The organism is Photobacterium panuliri (genome assembly GCF_059920555.1).
On sequence record NZ_CP197192.1, the window covers coordinates 1222200 to 1239344 of the forward strand.

Below are 17145 nucleotides of genomic sequence, written 5' to 3' on the forward strand. Positions count from 1 at the left end.
ATATGCAGAAGGTGTTAAAGCAAGCAATCTCCATGGCTTTGGCAGCTGGCCTATTGGTCGGCTGTGCCAGTGAGGAAGATACGATTCAGATGGCACCGCTGCCGGCTGTTGAAAACCAGTTTAGCCCGGTCAAGGTATGGAGCTCTTCCATCGGTGACGGTGTGGGGAATTACTTTTCCAAGCTGTCTCCGGCCTTGGGGTACGGAAAGCTGTATGTTGCAGACCGTGCTGGCTTGGTCAAGGCGCTGGATCCGGCAACGGGTAAGCTGATCTGGGAGCAGGATCTGGAAGGGGATATCACGGCCCGTTTGTCCGGCGGGATCACCTTGTCATACGGCAAGGTGTTCATTGGTTCGGAAAACGCGGAAGTGATCGCTCTCGATGAAGAGACGGGTGCTGTGGTATGGCGCAAGCCGGTTGAAGGCGAAGTGCTGGCCAAACCGCTGGTCGATGAAGGCCTGGTTATCGTCAACACCAGCCGTGGGATCTTGCAGGCACTGGATGCAGATACCGGCGAGAGCAAATGGCAGCTTGGTAGCGAATTGCCAAACTTGACCCTGCGTGGTGACAGCTCGCCGGTCGCTATCTCTGGTGGTGTGTTCTGGGGGCAGGCCAACGGCCGTCTGGCCGGTGCCTTGATGGCCAATGGCCAGCTGCTGTGGCAACAACCACTGGGCGCACCGAAAGGTGCGACGGAAATCGATCGCCTGATTGATGTTGATGCATCGCCGGTAATTGATGGTGAGCGCCTTTACGCAGTGGGTTACAACGGTAACTTGGTGTCAATTGACCTGCGCTCGGGGCAAGCGGCGTGGAAGCGCAGCTACTCCTCGACCACCGATTTTGCAGTAGCAGGCAATTTGCTGTTCTTGGTTAACGACAAAGACCATGTGGTAGCGGTGGATAACCGTAGTGGTACTGAGTTGTGGGTAAACTCCCAGCTGGAACACCGTCTACTAAGCGCCCCTGCGGTAATTGATGGTTACCTGGTTGTCGGCGATACTGAAGGTTACGTACACTGGTTTGATCTATATACCGGTGATCTGGTTGCCCAGCAGGATGTCGGCGGTGATGGTATCGCAGTGCCCCCAATGAAGCTTGATGATGGCTATTTGGTGGTTACCCGCGATGGCAGCATTAACAAAATGCAAATGCCGTAAATTGTCGCTATAATATGCGCCATTAAAATTTCTCGGCTCCTGCTGTGATACAGTCAGGAGCCGTTATTGTTATGTCCATTCGCTATATTATTGTCGGTTGAAGGTGCGGTGTATACCGGCTGGAGGCAAGAATGAATGGCAAATATGTCAGTAAGACTATGAATAGAAAGAGGTACTTATGATTCCTGTTGTTGCCCTTGTCGGGCGCCCAAACGTGGGTAAGTCGACGTTATTCAACCGTCTTACCCGTACGAGGGATGCACTGGTTGCGGACTTTCCTGGCTTAACAAGGGATCGTAAATACGGCAAGGCTGAGCTTGACGAGCACGAATTTATTGTGATTGATACCGGCGGTATCGATGGCACCGAAGAAGGCGTCGAAACCAAAATGGCCGAGCAGTCACTGGCGGCTATCGAAGAAGCCGATGTTGTACTGTTTTTGGTAGATGGCCGTGCCGGCCTGACGTCTGCCGACGAAGCGATTGCCAAGCACCTGCGCAGCCGTGACAAGCCAACCTTCCTGGTAGTGAACAAGATTGATGGCATTGATGCCGACTGTGCTTGTGCCGAATTCTGGAAGCTAGGCATGGACGGTATGTATCAGATTGCCGCAACCCAGAACCGTGGTGTGACCGCGCTGATGGAGCGAGCACTGGCCCCGTTTGCCGAAAACTTGAAAAAAACCAGCGGCGACGAAGAAATGCAGATCGAAGATCTGACGTCGGTTGAAGATATCGAGAAGGCTAATCTGTCTGAAGCAGATGCTGAAGCAGCGTACAAGCGTCTTCAGGAGCAGCCAATCAAGATGGCTATCATTGGCCGTCCTAACGTGGGTAAATCAACCCTGACCAACCGTATCCTCGGTGAAGAGCGTGTGGTTGTCTACGATATGCCGGGCACAACCCGCGACTCTATCTATATCCCGATGGAACGCGAAGGCCAGGAATATGTTCTGATTGATACAGCCGGGATCCGTCGCCGTAAGAACATGAACCAAGCGGTTGAAAAGTTCTCAGTGATCCAGACCCTAAAGGCGATCGAAGATGCCAACGTGGTTCTTCTGGTGATTGATGCGCGCGAAAATATCTCGGATCAGGATCTTAGCCTGTTGGGCTTTGTACTGAACTCTGGCCGTTCGCTAGTGATTGCCGTGAACAAATGGGATGGCTTGGACAACGACGTGAAAGAGCGCGTGAAGTCAGAGCTTGACCGTCGCCTTGGCTTTGTTGATTTTGCCCGTATTCACTTTATCTCTGCGCTGCACGGTACTGGTGTTGGCCACCTGTATGAATCAGTGAAGGAAGCCTACCAGTCTGCGACTAAGCGTATCAGCACCTCGTTGCTGACTCGTATCATGCAGATGGCACAGGACGATCACCAGCCGCCGATGATCCGCGGACGCCGCGTGAAGCTGAAATATGCCCACGCCGGTGGTTACAACCCGCCGATTATCGTTATCCACGGTAACCAGGTGAACGAATTGCCGGGTTCGTACAAGCGATACCTGATGAACTACTACCGTAATACGCTGGAAATGATGGGTACACCAATTCGCATCATGTTCCAGAACAGCGATAACCCGTTCGAAGGCAAGAGCCAGAAACTGACGATCTCTCAGCAGCGTCAGCGTAAGCGCCTAGAGAGCGCGCTGAAAAACCGTGACCGCAACAACTAAGTTGCCCTGAGCGGATATCCTATAAAGCCCGGCTTGATGCCGGGTTTTTTATTGCCTGCATTTTGTTATTTGGGCGGCTATTGGCAGTGATTTGTTCTGGTGTATGATCAAGTCTTGCCATTTTCTCTCTTTCTACCAACAACTAAGGAATGTTATGACCGCTGTAACCGCAACCAAAGTGTTGTTCCCTGAGCACTGTTACCAAAGTGATGCCACCGTTCAGCTGGCTGTTGATGCCAATGGGGCCGGTTGCTATATCGTGACAGATCAGACGCCGTTCCACCCTGTGAGCCATATTTGGCCTGATCATCCTGCAGATCAGGGAACTTTGGTGGTCGGTGGAATTGATCATCCGGTTTTGGGATGCCATGTCGGAGCGGTAGAACTTGCTACCGGCAAGTTGTTGGTCGGCAGTGATATTTTCGTTAAGCGTGGTACCGAAGGTTGGGTTTTTGTGGTGGTTCACCATATTGGAACCGGTATAGGGTTAACGCCGGGAACGTCGGTGCATTTGCAGGTAGATGCCGCTTACCAGCAGGCGTTGAGCCGGGGCCATAGTGGTGGTCATCTGTCATCATTGGCGCTAAACAAAGTGCTGCATGAACAATTTTGGCGCAAGGATGCCTCGCGCAAAGACGAACTCGGTCATTATGATTTCCATAGCTATGCCCAAAGTGAGAGCCGTGTAACCGAGGATCTGAGTACGGATACCTATCGTTTGGGCAAGACATTGCGTAAGCGTGGTTTTAATACGGCTGAGATGCTGGAGGCCCTGCAGGAGATAGAGCAGCAGGTCAATTTGCTGCTTGCCCAATGGTGCGATAGTGGTGCGCCGGTAGTGATCCGCCGAGAGGGGGAGGCGTTGACAGATTCACGTTACTGGCAATGTGATTTAGGCGAAGGGGGCGTGGTGGAGATCCCCTGTGGTGGGACGCATGTTACTTCCTTGGCAGAATATGCTGGGCTGGAGGTTTCTCTGGTGGCGGCCAGTGAGCAGGAGCTGGTGATGTTGACAAAAGCATCGGTGGCGTGATCTGAACCGGATAATCTACAAATCAGGATGGATTTAGTTTAACTATTTGTTTTTAATGTTATTTATCAATAGATCTTCTTGTGATCAAGAATATAGGTTGATCTGTGTGGTGGATTTTACAAAATACTTGATCGTTGGGTTTGATCTCGGAAGTTGCAGTTTTATATATCGGATTAAATTGAAATGCAGAATATGTAACTTATGCTTTCGGGAAGTGTATTGATAAATGTTCTTTTGATAGGTGATCGCTGATCGCGGTGTATTTTGTCGCTGATCAAGAGATCGAGTAAAGATCATCGCCAGTGTCTATCATCGGGATAGTGCTAATTTACGCTGTATCCGTAATGAAATGATTGGGACAGGTGTACGATAGCTACCATTGGCGCTCAAGGAGGAAATAGAGATGAGCCAAAGTCAGAATTATTGTCCGGATTGCCAAAGTGAATTGGTTTGGCAGCCGGAGGGGTACTTTTGTGATTTTTGCCAGCAGCCATTTCGCAAAGAGGCTTACTGTAATGAGTGCGGTGTGCGGCTGGAAAAATTGCAGGCATGCGGCTCGGCCAGCTATTTTTGTCATTGCTGCAACGAGCTGAAGTCAAAGTCACGGGTGAAGATAGTTTTTGCTCCGCAGGCCGAAGCGCAATGATTGTGATTGCGAGATAATAAAAAACGTCACTGGGGTGACGTTTTTTATGGGTATTACTTCATTGGCTAGGATTTAGAGACGACAGAATGGATCTCGCCGTCGGCGACGCTAGTCAGTAGGTGATCGCCGGGACGAACCTGTGCGGCACTGCGCACGACCTGTCCTGAGCTATCTTTGGTGATGGAGTAGCCACGCGCCAGTGTTGCCAGCGGGCTGACGGTTTCGAGTTTCTCTGCAGCCAGTGCCAGTTTGTGATTGGCCTTGACCAGCTGGCGGTCCAAGGCGGTTTTAAGGCGCTGTTGGAGCGTATCGAGCTGGGCTGTTTGCCGTTGTAGTTGGCGCTGTGGCGAATGCAGTGCCAGCTTGTATTGCTGTTTGTTAATGTGCTGCTGGTAGCGGTTGAGCTGCTCTTGCATTGCCTTGAGCATACGTGCAGAAAGCTCGTCAAGCTGCTGTTGCTGTTGGTTCAGCCGGATTTGCGGATGCTGGCGATCTAGCCGGTGTTGAAGGCGCAAGATCTGGGTAGAGTGGCTGGCCAAGCGGTTTTTTATCGCATGCTGCAAACGCTGGCAGCGCTGTTCAAGCTGTTGTTGCTGGTGGTTACTGTCACGGCTGATCAGCTCTGCCGCTGCCGAGGGGGTCGGGGCCCTGACATCGGCGACAAAATCGGCAATTGTTACGTCGACTTCGTGGCCGACGGCACTGACGATAGGAATTTGGCTGGCGACGATGGTGCGGGCGACGATTTCCTCGTTGAATGCCCAGAGATCCTCAAGCGAGCCGCCGCCCCGGCCAACGATCAGTACATCGCACTCCTGGCGGGCGTTGGCTCTACCAATTGCTTGGGCAATGGAGATTGCCGCCCCCTCGCCTTGAACCATCGTTGGGTAGATGACCACAGGCAAGCTCGGGTCGCGTCGTTTGAGAACATGGAGGATATCGTGTAGCGCAGCACCGGTTTGGGAGGTAATGATCCCGACCCGTTTAGGTTGTGCCGGCAGCGGTTTTTTCAATGTTTGGGCAAACAGCCCTTCGGCTGCCAGAGCCATCTTCAATTGCTCGAACTGCTGTTGTAGGCGGCCATCACCTTCGGGCTGCATGCTTTCGATGATCAGTTGGTAGTCACCTCGGGGTTCGTAGAGCGACAGCCGCGCTTTGACCAATACTTGCGCGCCATTGGCCGGTTTGAACATGACCCGCCGGTTGCTGCCTTTGAACATGGCGCATTTTACTTGGGCGCGTGAATCTTTGAGGGTGAAGTACCAATGCCCCGACACGGGCATGGAAAAGTTTGAAATTTCACCGACCAGCCATACGACACCCATCTCGTTTTCCAGGATCAGGCGAACCTGGGCATTCAAACTGGAAACCGTATAGATCCGGTCATTGGCTTGGGATTGTTGGTTGAAAAGGCTCAAGCGGCAAGCTACCTGTTGTGGGGGAGATGGGCGGTATTGCGCGGATGGCGGAGTTTGGGCAGATCTATGGACAGATCTTGGTCGAAAAATGCCGACCGCAGCACCGGAAACTTAACCGAAATATACTACACATCAAGAAGAAAAAGTCAATTAAAAAAATTAAAAAATTACTAGCCAAACGATTGCACCGTGCGTATAATTCGACCGCAATATTTTATACATCCTTTCAACCCACTCTGGTGTGAGATATTGCAATGTTACGAATCAAACAAGAAGCTTTGACTTTTGATGATGTTCTACTAGTTCCAGCCCATTCTACCGTTCTACCTAACACTGCCGATCTGCGCACCCGCCTGACGAAAGATATTTCGCTGAATATTCCGATGATTTCTGCATCGATGGATACAGTAACCGAAGGCCGCCTGGCGATTGCCCTGGCGCAGGAAGGGGGTATCGGCTTTATCCACAAGAACATGTCTATCGAACAGCAGGCCTGCGAAGTACGCATGGTGAAGAAGTTCGAAGCGGGCGTTGTCTCTGAGCCGGTAACAGTCAAGCCATACAATACGATTGAAGATGTGAAGCGCCTGACACTGGAAAACGGCTTTGCCGGTTACCCGGTTGTGTCGGATAACAACGAGCTGGTTGGTATTATTACTGGCCGTGATGTTCGCTTCGTGACAGATCTGTCGCTTAAAGTCGAAGAGGTGATGACACCGAAGGACAAGTTGGCGTCAGCCAAAGAAGGCGCATCGCGCGAGGAAGTCGAGCAAATCATGCAGCAGCACCGCGTAGAGAAAGTGTTGCTGGTTAACGACGATTTCCAGCTGCGCGGCATGATCACCGCCAAGGACTTCCAGAAAGCAGAGCGCAAGCCAAACGCTTGTAAAGACGAATTTGGTCGTCTGCGTGTCGGTGCGGCAGTCGGCGCGGGCGCGGGTAATGAAGACCGCGTTAAGGCGCTGGTTGAAGCCGGTGTCGATGTGCTGCTGATTGACTCTTCTCATGGCCATTCAGAAGGTGTTCTGAATCGTATCCGCGAAACCCGCAATGCTTACCCTAACCTGCCTATTATTGGCGGCAACGTGGCAACAGCTGAAGGTGCCCGTGCTCTGATTGAAGCTGGCGTAAGTGCTGTGAAAGTCGGTATTGGCCCAGGTTCAATCTGTACGACCCGTATTGTTACCGGTGTTGGTGTTCCTCAGGTAACAGCGATTGCCGATGCGGCCGCAGTGGCTGATGAATACGGTATCCCTGTTATTGCCGATGGCGGTATCCGTTTCTCTGGCGATATGTGTAAGGCGATTGCTGCCGGTGCATCGTGTGTGATGGTCGGCTCGATGTTTGCCGGCACCGAAGAAGCCCCGGGTGAAGTGGAGCTGTACCAAGGCCGCGCTTACAAGTCATACCGTGGTATGGGCTCGCTGGGTGCGATGTCCAAAGGTTCTTCTGACCGTTATTTCCAGTCTGACAATGCGGCTGACAAATTGGTACCGGAAGGTATCGAGGGCCGTGTTGCCTATAAAGGCCACATGAAAGAGATCGTACACCAGCAAATGGGCGGCCTGCGTTCAAGCATGGGCTTGACTGGCTCGGCTACCATCGAAGAGCTGCGCACCAAGGCGGAGTTCGTACGTATCTCCGGTGCTGGTATGAAAGAGTCACATGTTCATGACGTGACCATTACCAAAGAAGCGCCAAACTACCGTATGGGTTAATTTTAACCGCCCGTACCAACGGGTGGCGAAAACGTTTGCCTAACTGCGAAACTTGTATAAGATTGGGGGCGATTTTAGCCCCCACCTTTTAATAAATTCTTGAGACAGCTCGAAATGACCACTACCACAAATATTCATGACCAGCGTATTCTGATCCTGGACTTTGGTTCTCAGTACACGCAGCTAATTGCCCGTCGTATTCGCGAAATCGGTGTTTACTGCGAACTGTGGAGCTGGGATGTTGATGAGGCGGATATCCGCGAGTTCAACCCTAACGGTATTATTTTATCAGGTGGTCCAGAGAGCGTGACTGAGGAAGGTTCTCCTCGCGCTCCTCAGTATGTATTCGAAGCCGGTGTGCCAGTATTCGGTGTGTGCTACGGCATGCAGACAATGGCTGAGCAGCTAGGTGGTAAGGTTGCCGGTTCAAACGAGCGAGAGTTCGGCTATGCGCAGGTGCGTGTGGTAGAACCAACAGACTTCCTGCTCAATATCGAAGACGCTATTGCCGAAGACGGTACGGCATTGCTTGACGTATGGATGAGCCACGGCGATAAAGTGGTTGAAATCCCATCTGACTTCGTCAAGGTTGCAGAGACCGAAACGTGTCCTTACGCAGCAATGGCCAATGAAGCTAAGCATTTCTACGGCGTTCAGTTCCACCCGGAAGTAACCCATACTCGTCAGGGTATGCGCCTTATCGAAAACTTCGTCCTTAATATCTGCCGCTGCGAGAAGCTGTGGACATCAGAGAACATCATCGAAGATGCCGTTGCCCGTATCAAAGAGCAGGTTGGTGACGACGAGGTGATCCTTGGCCTGTCTGGTGGTGTTGATTCATCCGTTGTGGCGATGCTGGTTCACCGTGCAATCGGTGACAAATTGACGTGTGTATTCGTTGACAACGGCCTGCTGCGCTTGAACGAAGGCGAGCAGGTAATGGATATGTTCGGTGACCATTTCGGCCTGAACATTGTTCATGTTAATGCGGAAGAGCGCTTCTTGTCGGCACTGGAAGGAGTTGATGAGCCTGAAGCCAAGCGTAAGATCATCGGTCGCGTGTTCGTGGAAGTGTTTGACGAAGAGTCGAAGAAGCTGCAAAACGCCAAGTGGCTGGCACAGGGTACGATTTACCCTGATGTGATCGAGTCTGCTGCTTCTAAGACAGGCAAGGCACACGTTATCAAGTCGCACCACAACGTGGGCGGCCTGCCAGACGATATGAAGATGGGCCTTGTCGAGCCGCTTAAAGAGCTGTTCAAAGATGAGGTTCGCAAGATCGGCCTTGAGCTTGGCCTGCCTTACAACATGCTATACCGCCACCCGTTCCCTGGGCCGGGCCTAGGTGTTCGCGTGCTGGGTGAAGTGAAGAAAGAGTACTGTGACCTGCTGCGCCGCGCCGATGCTATTTTCATCGAAGAGCTGCACAAAGCGGATTTGTACAACAAGGTCTCTCAGGCTTTCACCGTGTTCCTGCCGGTTCGTTCTGTAGGCGTGATGGGCGATGGTCGTAAGTACGATTGGGTTGTATCGCTGCGTGCGGTAGAGACGATCGACTTTATGACTGCGCACTGGGCTCACCTACCTTACGAGTTCTTGGGCAAGGTATCCAACCGTATCATCAACGAAGTAGACGGTATCTCCCGCGTGGTATACGACGTATCAGGCAAGCCGCCAGCAACGATCGAGTGGGAATAAGATTCTCCGTGTGAGGATTATCATTCTGGTTGTAAAAAGGGTCCCGTTAGGGACCCTTTTTTATCGTCTACACTTTACCAGATTGCTAGGATATTTGACTGTTGTTGATTGAAAGTGATGTTGACGGTAACGAGCATTTTGTATCTTTACTCGCAAAGTTAGTTGAAAATTCCGTTGCTGACTTTTGTTGTTGTTGTGAGTTATATGTTTTTAGGATGTTTCGTATTAATATCCCCTTACAAAATGGTCTAGTAGTATTTTGTTATTAGTTAGATGAACATGCGTTTTCTTTTGATCTTTTCATTACAATCCTTGTCGGTTTTTCTATGTGGGTAACATGGGAATAGCGGCGGATAAATAATTATTACAGCACCGCAAACTAACAACATCATCAATAACCATGGAGTTCCCATGAGTAATCAAGCAGTAAATAAGGCACCGGACACACCGCCGAGTGCGATGGACAAATTTCTTAATGGCATTGAACGTGTCGGTAACAAGATTCCAGATCCAGCCCTTTTATTCTTTTGGGGATTGGTCCTAGTTTGGGTCCTTTCCGCACTACTATCACAATTTGATTTTGGTCTGGTTCATCCTGTGACTCAGCAGGCAGTAGAAATTAAGAATCTACTTACCGGTGAGTCTATGGCGAGTTTCCTTGCCAATATGGTGAAAAACTTCACCGGTTTTGCACCTCTGGGAATTGTACTTGTTGCGATGCTGGGGGTAGGTGTTGCTGAAGCATCCGGCTTTATCAATACTGGCCTTAAGAAAATGCTGAATATTACGCCAGTTAAACTACTGACTCCTATGCTGATTCTGGTGGCGATTGTGTCACACACAGCAGCCGATGCGGGTTATGTACTGGTTATTCCACTAGGTGGTATCATCTTCCACGCTGCTGGCCGTCATCCTCTGGCGGGTATTGCGGCTGCATTTGCCGGTGTATCAGGTGGCTTCTCTGCCAACTTCATTCCATCGGGTATCGATCCTCTGCTAGCTGGCTTTACGCAAGAGGCGGCGCGGATTATGGATCCTGACTATATTGTTAACCCTCTGGCAAACATCATATTCACCGGGCTATCTTCATTCGTCATCGTTGCAATTGGCTGGTATATCACAGATAAGATTGTTGAACCTCGCCTATCCAAAGTAGCGATTGACGAAGACGCTGAAGAAGCTCCTGATATGGGTTCATTTACTGAACTTGAATCGAAAGCATTCTCTCGTGCGGGTTGGTCAATGATTGCGGGTATCGCATTGTTGGTGGTCGCTCTTATCCCTGAGTCATCGCCGCTACGTTCCCCGTCTGGTGAAATCGCGGCATTTAATGCTCCTGTGATGCAATCTATCGTACCGTTGATTTTCATCCTGTTTGTTATCCCGGGCATTATCTACGGTAAAGTTGCAGGTACCTTCAAGCAGAGCCAAGACGTGATTAAGGCCATGTCTACCACGATGGCGGGTATGGCTGGCTTTATGGTGATGGTATTTTTCATCGCCCAATTCCTTGTTGCGTTTACTCAATCTAATATCGGTACGCTACTGGCACTGTCCGGCGCTCAGCTGCTACAGGCGATGAACTTGCCAGGTCAGATCACTATCGTTGGTATGATTCTGCTAACGGCATCGGTCAACCTATTGGTGGGTTCTGCCTCTGCGAAGTGGGCACTGATCGGCCCAATCATGGTACCGATGCTGATGGCGGTAGGTATTTCTCCTGAGCTGACTCAAGCCGCTTACCGTGTAGGTGACTCTGTGTCTAACATCATTTCTCCAATGATGGTGTTCTTCCCGCTGGTGGTGGTTTACATGCAGCGTTATGTGAAGAGCGCAGGTATCGGTACGCTAGCATCTATGATGATGCCGTATTCCATTGCGATGTTGGTTGGTTGGACTATTTTCCTACTGGTTTACTGGGCAATTGGTATTCCTCTAGGTATTCAGGCTCCGTACACTTACACGATGTAATCTGGATCCTTGTAGCATTGTCGAAACCCGCTCGAAAGAGCGGGTTTTTTTATGGGTGGTAGGGACAGTTAATCCAACAGGTGCTGAGCGTGGAAGCGCAGGTGGTCGTCAATGAAGCTGGCAATAAAGTAGTAGCTATGGTCAAAACCTTCTTGCATCCGTAGCTCCAGCGGGTAGTCAGCCGCTTTGGCGCTGGCCACTAAGGTCTCTGGTTTGAGCTGTTCGGCCAAGAAGTCATCTTGGTCACCTTGATCGACCAGAGCCGGAACCGGTTGGGCGGAGTTCCTCATCAGCAAGGCGCTATCGTATTGTTCCCAGCAGGTCTTATCTGAGCCGAGGTAGCTAGCAAAGGCCTTCTTGCCCCAAGGGCATTGGGTCGGATTGCTAATGGGGCTAAAGGCCGAGACAGACTGGTAGCGTGATGGATTGCGCAGGGCAAGCATCAAGGCACCGTGGCCGCCCATGGAGTGGCCGCTGATCGACCGCTTGTTGTTGACCGGGAAGTGGCTTTCGATCAGTGCTGGCAGTTCTTCCAGTACATAATCGTACATCCGGTAGTGGCGGTTCCAAGGGGCCTCGGTGGCGTTGACGTAGAAACCCGCACCGTGGCCGAAGTCATACGCACCCTCCGGATCATCGGGGACGTCTTCGCCGCGCGGGCTGGTATCCGGGGCGACGATGGCGATCCCCAGCTCGGCCGCCAAACGTTGCGCCCCGGCTTTTTGCATGAAGTTCTCGTCGGTGCAGGTCAGCCCCGACAACCAGTAGAGAACGGGAACCTTGTCGCCACGGGTAATGTGGGGCGGAAGGAATATCGCAAAGCGCATGGTACAGCCAAGCACTTCGGAGTAATGGCTATATTGTTTGTGCCATCCACCGAAGCTCTTGTTCCAACTGATATTTTCAATACTCATAAGGTCGCCTGTAACGAGACAGGGAGCTGTTGCCAGCTCCCTGAAAAATAGAGAATGGAGGATTACTTGTTGTAGTGAATCACGGTGCGGATGCTCTTGCCTTCATGCATCAGGTCAAGGGCTTCGTTGATTCCCTCAAGACCCATAGTATGGGTGATGAAGTCATCCAGCTTGAATTCACCCGCCATGTAGCGGTCGACGATTTCAGGCAGTTCAGAACGGCCTTTTACGCCACCGAAGGCTGAGCCACGCCATACACGGCCGGTTACCAGTTGGAATGGACGGGTTGAAATCTCTTGGCCCGCACCAGCTACGCCGATGATGACAGATTCGCCCCAACCTTTATGGCAGCATTCCAGTGCCGAGCGCATAACGTTGACGTTACCGATACACTCGAATGAGAAATCGACGCCGCCATCGGTCATCTCGACAATCACCTCTTGGATAGGCTTGTCGAATTTCTGCGGGTTAATGCAGTCAGTTGCGCCCAGTTCTTTGGCAAGCTCGAATTTGCTCTCGTTGATATCAACACCGATGATACGGCTGGCACCAGCCATGGTCGCACCGATAATTGCCGATAGGCCGATCCCGCCAAGACCGAAAACGGCAACGGTATCGCCTTTTTGTACTTTGGCTGTTTTTAGTACCGCACCCATACCAGTAGTTACGCCACAGCCCAGCAGGCAGACTTCTTCAAGCGGTGCTTCTTTGTTCACTTTTGCCAGTGAGATCTCAGGCAGTACCGTGTACTCAGAGAATGTCGAGCAGCCCATGTAGTGGAAGATTGGCTGGCCGTCTTTGTAAAAACGGGTTGTACCGTCAGGCATCAGGCCTTTGCCCTGTGTTTCGCGGATCTTCTGGCATAGGTTGGTTTTACCTGATTTGCAGAACTTACACTCGCCACACTCAGGGGTGTAAAGAGGGATCACATGATCGCCAACTTCAACGCTGGTTACGCCTTCGCCGACCATTTCGACGATACCGCCGCCTTCGTGGCCAAGAATGGCAGGGAAGATCCCTTCAGGATCATCACCAGACAGGGTGAAGGCATCGGTATGGCAAACGCCGGTGGCGATGATGCGAACCAGTACCTCGCCTTTCTTTGGTAGCATGACATCGACTTCTTCAACAGAAAGAGGCTGGTTTGGACCCCAAGCGATTGCCGCGCGTGATTTGATGAATTGTTCAGACATTTTGTTTCTCTCTATTTGTTATGGGGCACTGCCCGGTTGTTCCTACCTTTGGCTGTTTAATAAAAGTAGGAGAGAAAATGTCGGGAGACAGAGATATGTTTTAGTTCTCGTTCCCGTTGTGATGTGTGCAGTATATTTATTTCACAAGAAATGATAATTACCATAAAATGCAAATTACTTTTTCTGTTTGGTAATAATGGTGCTGTGATGTTTGTCTGGGAAGGGGTCTCTGAATTTGTTGCGGTGGCGGAGAGCGAGAGTTTTACGGCTGCCGCAAAGCAGCTGGGTATTTCGACGGCCCAGGTCAGTCGGCAGGTGAGCGCGTTGGAAAACCGGCTCAACACCAAGCTGTTCTACCGAACCACACGAAAAGTATCGGTTACCGAGGAAGGGGCGATTTATTACCGTCATTGCAGGCAGGTGATGAATGGTCTGGCAGAAGCCGAGCGGGCGATCAGCGAGCGGCGCGACACGCCTCAGGGCAGTATCAAAATGACCGCCCCTGTGACCTATGGCGAGCAGTTCGTGATGCCGTTGGTCAATGAGTTCATGCTCCAGTTCCCCGAGGTCGAAGTGACGATGGAGCTGACTAACCGGCAGGTCGATTTGGTTGAAGGAGGCTTCGATTTGGCGATTCGCCTTGGGCGACTGTCAAGCTCAAGCATGATGGCGCGAAAACTGGCGAGCCGAACCCAGTATATCTGTGCCGCCCCGATGTACTTTGAAAAATACGGGGTACCGCATTCGTTATCTGAGTTGCGCCAGCATAACTGCTTGGTGGGCAATAGCGATCATTGGCATTTTATTGAGTCCGGCCGGGAGCGTAGCGTCCGGGTGAGCGGCAACCTGCGCTGTAATAGCGGTTTTGCCCTGCGTGATGCGGCGCTGAAAGGGCTGGGGGTGGTTCAATTGCCGGATTATTATGTGGCTGAGGATTTGGCCAACGGCAGCCTTGTGGAAATACTTGCCCCGTTTAGAGAGCCGGAAGAGGGGATTTGGGCGCTGTACCCGCACAACCGTCACCTATCGCCAAAAGTTCGCCTGTTGGTGGATCATTTGGCCAAGGCATGTGGGGCATAGCACGGAGTTGCGTTATAATCCCGCGCTTAACCTAACTAACAGCAGTGATATTCGTACCGATGACCAGTAACAAGCCCCTATACACAGACGAAGATTATATGCGCCGGGCAATGGTGCTGGCAGCCAAGGCCGAGGCTGAGGGGGAGGTACCGGTTGGTGCTGTTGTCGTCTATCAGGGGCAGGTGGTCGGAGAAGGCTGGAACCGTTCAATTACCCAGCACGACGCAACGGCCCATGCCGAGATCATGGCGTTGCGCCAAGCGGGCAAGGTGATCCAGAATTACCGCCTGATTGATGCCGTGATGTATGTCACTCTCGAACCTTGCCCAATGTGTGCCGGTGCTATGGTGCACAGCCGTATTGGTAAGGTGGTGTTTGGTGCTCATGATCTCAAGACCGGCGCGGCCGGCAGCATTATGAACCTGTTGAGCTATGCACAGGTCAACCATCATGTCGAGATTGAGTCGGGTTTGCTGGCAGATGAGTGCCGTGCCCAGCTTCAGGCTTTTTTCAAACGCCGCAGGGCCGAAAAGAAAGCAGAGAAGCAGGCGAGGCGGGTTGCCGAGTCAGGACTGGACGATGAGGGCGGGTTTTCCGGTACGCATCGCAAACCATAGATATGTTAGGGCCGCTACGATAGCGGCCCTTTTTACATCCTGTTTATCGAGAAGAGCAGGGCATGGTGGCAACGGTATAGCGACGATGGCGGGCTAGGACTTTCTTACGATTGTTGGCTGCATGGCGCTTGCGGCGAATGGATGATTTCCCGCTATGCTTTCGCATTCCCTGCAGGGTTCTTTTTCTGGAAAAACGCATCATACCTCCGTGTTTATTGTTGTTAAATGAAGGCGTTGGGGAAGAGCCCCAGAAGGCTATGGCATTAGTATCATTGAAAATCGCGCCGGTGTAGGCGAGGGCTGTCACATTTATTTTATGGCTGTTGCCATTGGCGTTGCGAGTGGTTGTGATTTGAGCTGAAAAAGAAACAGCCTGCTGGGCAGGCTGTTTGGGATAACCGATCAGCTATTGGTTGTGGCTGGTGGAATAGAAGTGGGAATGTCGCTCTGGCTTAGGCAGCGGTGTGAGTGCAGGAATGTCTGCCTGTGCCTCTTGGGTGATGACCTTGACTTGCGGCATTGGCGTTGGGGTGATGGTATGTAGGCCATCCACTAGGCTGACTTCTTCTTGCTGCGGTTGCTGGCTGTGTGTTTGTTCATAGCCGATAATACTCTGGTAATAGCGGCGAATATTCTCGACATAGTTCAATGCCTCGTCGCCGCGTGCATAACCATAGCGGGTCTGGCGGTAGAACTTGCGCTGGCGTAGTAATGGCAGGCGCTGTTTGACATCGCTCCACGCATCAGGGTTTCCGCCCTGCGCTTTAGTTAGGCGGCGTGCATCCATTAGGTGGCCGAAGCCAACATTATACGAAGCAAGGGCAAACCATACTTTTTCATGGGTCTCGACACTGTCCGGGATCCGGTTGATCATCTTGCGCAGGTATTCAGTCCCGCCGCGGATGCTTTGCTCAGGATCAAGGCGGTTGGTAACGCCAACGGATTTAGCTGTTGGCAGAGTCAGCATCATCATGCCCCGTACCCCGGTCGGTGATACCGCTTTTGGATTCCAGTGTGATTCCTGATACGCAAGGGCGGCAATGAGTCGCCAGTCAAACTCATTGGCATATTGTTTGAATAGCCCTTCCCATTTAGGTAACTTGCCCTCGACAGCTCGCAGGAAGGCGCGGGTATCGACATAGTCAAACTTGTCGACATGACCGAAGTACTTTTCTTCGAGCTTGGCCAGTTCGCCGCTTTGCTGGATTTCACCAAAGAATTCGATCAGCAGGGCATAAAGGCTGTCGTCGGGGCGCTGGTTGACAAACCAGGCAATAGGCTCGTCCTCGGTCAGTTCGAGTGCCGTGGTGATATCAGGGTAGATACGCTGGTTAAGGGCGATATCAACCGAGTCGGCCATAGTGTAATCAATGTTGCCGATAGCCACTTGGCGCAGCAGTTCATCGGTGTCGATCTCCTCGGCGCTTTCCCAAGTCAGATCTGGGTATGTCTTTTTCAGGGCAATGAGGGTCTTTTCGTGGCTCGACCCTTGGGCGACGACCAGGCGGCCTTTGCTTTCTGCCAAGTTTTTAATATCGCGCGGGCGCCACTGGCCTTTTTTGTAGACCACTTTTTGGCTGGCATAATAATAGGCTGGTGCAGCGCGAAATTCCGCAAGACGCTCATCGGTCATGGTCAGTCCGGATGCCAGAATGTCGACATCGCCTCGCTTGAGGCTAGGGAACATGCCAGCCAGGCTGAGCATTGGTTTCATTTCCAGCTTTACGCCCAGTTTGTCGGCGAAGCGGCGGGCCAGCTCGTAATCAAGGCCTGTTGGCCCTTCGTTACCGATATAAAAAGACAGCTGGTTATTGAGGGTGCCTACCCGCAAGACACCGCTTTGCCGGATGCGTTCGAGGTCTGTCAGCGGCTCTTCTTGCCACAGGCAGCCACTTAACATTACCACGCTAACTAGCAAGGCCATGATATGTTTGAAATAACGTCTTGGTTGGATAATGCTCAACGCAACATGCTCTTTGTAATACTAGGGCGTTCTTTATACCAAAGCTGGCCTCAACCTCA

Annotated in this window: 14 protein-coding genes; 9 read left to right on the top strand and 5 right to left on the bottom strand. The window is 51.7% G+C overall.

Annotated elements, in window-relative coordinates:
* The first annotated feature begins 2 nt into the window (after positions 1–2).
* From bamB to ACSF8X_RS05835, 4 genes are all read left to right on the top strand, one after another.
* The gene (gene bamB, locus ACSF8X_RS05820) at positions 3–1160 is read left to right on the top strand and encodes an outer membrane protein assembly factor BamB (RefSeq protein ID WP_500850898.1); all 1158 of its coding nucleotides are present in this window, start codon (positions 3–5) and stop codon (positions 1158–1160) included.
* Positions 1161–1338: 178 nt separating this feature from the next.
* Entirely contained in the window at positions 1339–2835 is a 1497-nt protein-coding gene (der, locus tag ACSF8X_RS05825; RefSeq protein WP_047878842.1) for a ribosome biogenesis GTPase Der, read from the top strand.
* Between the two features lie 154 nt (positions 2836–2989).
* Positions 2990–3868 carry an alanyl-tRNA editing protein gene (locus tag ACSF8X_RS05830; protein ID WP_500850899.1) on the top strand — a complete coding sequence of 293 codons (879 nt, stop codon included), beginning with the start codon at positions 2990–2992 and terminating at the stop codon, positions 3866–3868.
* A 403-nt stretch (positions 3869–4271) separates the two neighbouring features.
* The gene (locus tag ACSF8X_RS05835; protein WP_047878840.1) at positions 4272–4514 is read left to right on the top strand and encodes a zinc ribbon domain-containing protein; all 243 of its coding nucleotides are present in this window, start codon (positions 4272–4274) and stop codon (positions 4512–4514) included.
* Between the two features lie 65 nt (positions 4515–4579).
* Here the strand turns inward: ACSF8X_RS05835 and xseA are convergent, their stop codons facing one another.
* On the bottom strand, positions 4580–5932 hold the full coding sequence (xseA, locus tag ACSF8X_RS05840) for an exodeoxyribonuclease VII large subunit (RefSeq protein ID WP_047878839.1): 1353 nt from the start codon (positions 5930–5932) through the stop codon (positions 4580–4582).
* A gap of 254 nt (positions 5933–6186) precedes the next feature.
* On the opposite strand from xseA, the gene guaB reads away from it, so the two are divergent.
* The 3 genes from guaB to ACSF8X_RS05855 all read left to right on the top strand — a co-directional run bounded on the left by guaB (position 6187) and on the right by ACSF8X_RS05855 (position 11319).
* Complete coding sequence (gene guaB / locus ACSF8X_RS05845) at positions 6187–7650, top strand: IMP dehydrogenase (RefSeq protein WP_047878838.1); 1464 nt, start codon at positions 6187–6189, stop codon at positions 7648–7650.
* 114 nt (positions 7651–7764) lie between these two features.
* Positions 7765–9348 (top strand): glutamine-hydrolyzing GMP synthase, encoded by a 1584-nt coding sequence (gene guaA, locus ACSF8X_RS05850; RefSeq protein ID WP_500850900.1) that lies wholly within the window; start codon positions 7765–7767, stop codon positions 9346–9348.
* Positions 9349–9759: 411 nt separating this feature from the next.
* On the top strand, positions 9760–11319 hold the full coding sequence (locus ACSF8X_RS05855; protein WP_500850901.1) for an AbgT family transporter: 1560 nt from the start codon (positions 9760–9762) through the stop codon (positions 11317–11319).
* A gap of 68 nt (positions 11320–11387) precedes the next feature.
* On the opposite strand, the gene fghA is transcribed toward ACSF8X_RS05855, so the two are convergent.
* A complete protein-coding gene (fghA, locus tag ACSF8X_RS05860) occupies positions 11388–12233 on the bottom strand; it encodes an S-formylglutathione hydrolase (protein WP_500850902.1) in 846 nt (281 codons plus the stop codon).
* A 62-nt stretch (positions 12234–12295) separates the two neighbouring features.
* Positions 12296–13426 carry an S-(hydroxymethyl)glutathione dehydrogenase/class III alcohol dehydrogenase gene (locus ACSF8X_RS05865; RefSeq protein ID WP_500850903.1) on the bottom strand — a complete coding sequence of 377 codons (1131 nt, stop codon included), beginning with the start codon at positions 13424–13426 and terminating at the stop codon, positions 12296–12298.
* A gap of 207 nt (positions 13427–13633) precedes the next feature.
* Here ACSF8X_RS05865 and ACSF8X_RS05870 point away from each other — a divergent pair, with 207 nt between their 5' ends.
* Together ACSF8X_RS05870 and tadA are read left to right on the top strand one after the other, a co-directional pair.
* Positions 13634–14506 carry a LysR family transcriptional regulator gene (locus tag ACSF8X_RS05870; protein ID WP_047878833.1) on the top strand — a complete coding sequence of 291 codons (873 nt, stop codon included), beginning with the start codon at positions 13634–13636 and terminating at the stop codon, positions 14504–14506.
* Between the two features lie 59 nt (positions 14507–14565).
* Positions 14566–15123, top strand: coding sequence for a tRNA adenosine(34) deaminase TadA (tadA, locus tag ACSF8X_RS05875; RefSeq protein ID WP_500850904.1), 558 nt, complete (start codon positions 14566–14568; stop codon positions 15121–15123).
* A 43-nt stretch (positions 15124–15166) separates the two neighbouring features.
* On the opposite strand, the gene ACSF8X_RS05880 is transcribed toward tadA, so the two are convergent.
* Both ACSF8X_RS05880 and mltF read right to left on the bottom strand, forming a co-directional pair.
* Positions 15167–15289, bottom strand: coding sequence for a hypothetical protein (locus tag ACSF8X_RS05880; RefSeq protein WP_276203181.1), 123 nt, complete (start codon positions 15287–15289; stop codon positions 15167–15169).
* 240 nt (positions 15290–15529) lie between these two features.
* Entirely contained in the window at positions 15530–17086 is a 1557-nt protein-coding gene (mltF, locus tag ACSF8X_RS05885; RefSeq protein ID WP_500850905.1) for a membrane-bound lytic murein transglycosylase MltF, read from the bottom strand.
* Positions 17087–17145: the final 59 nt, after the last annotated feature.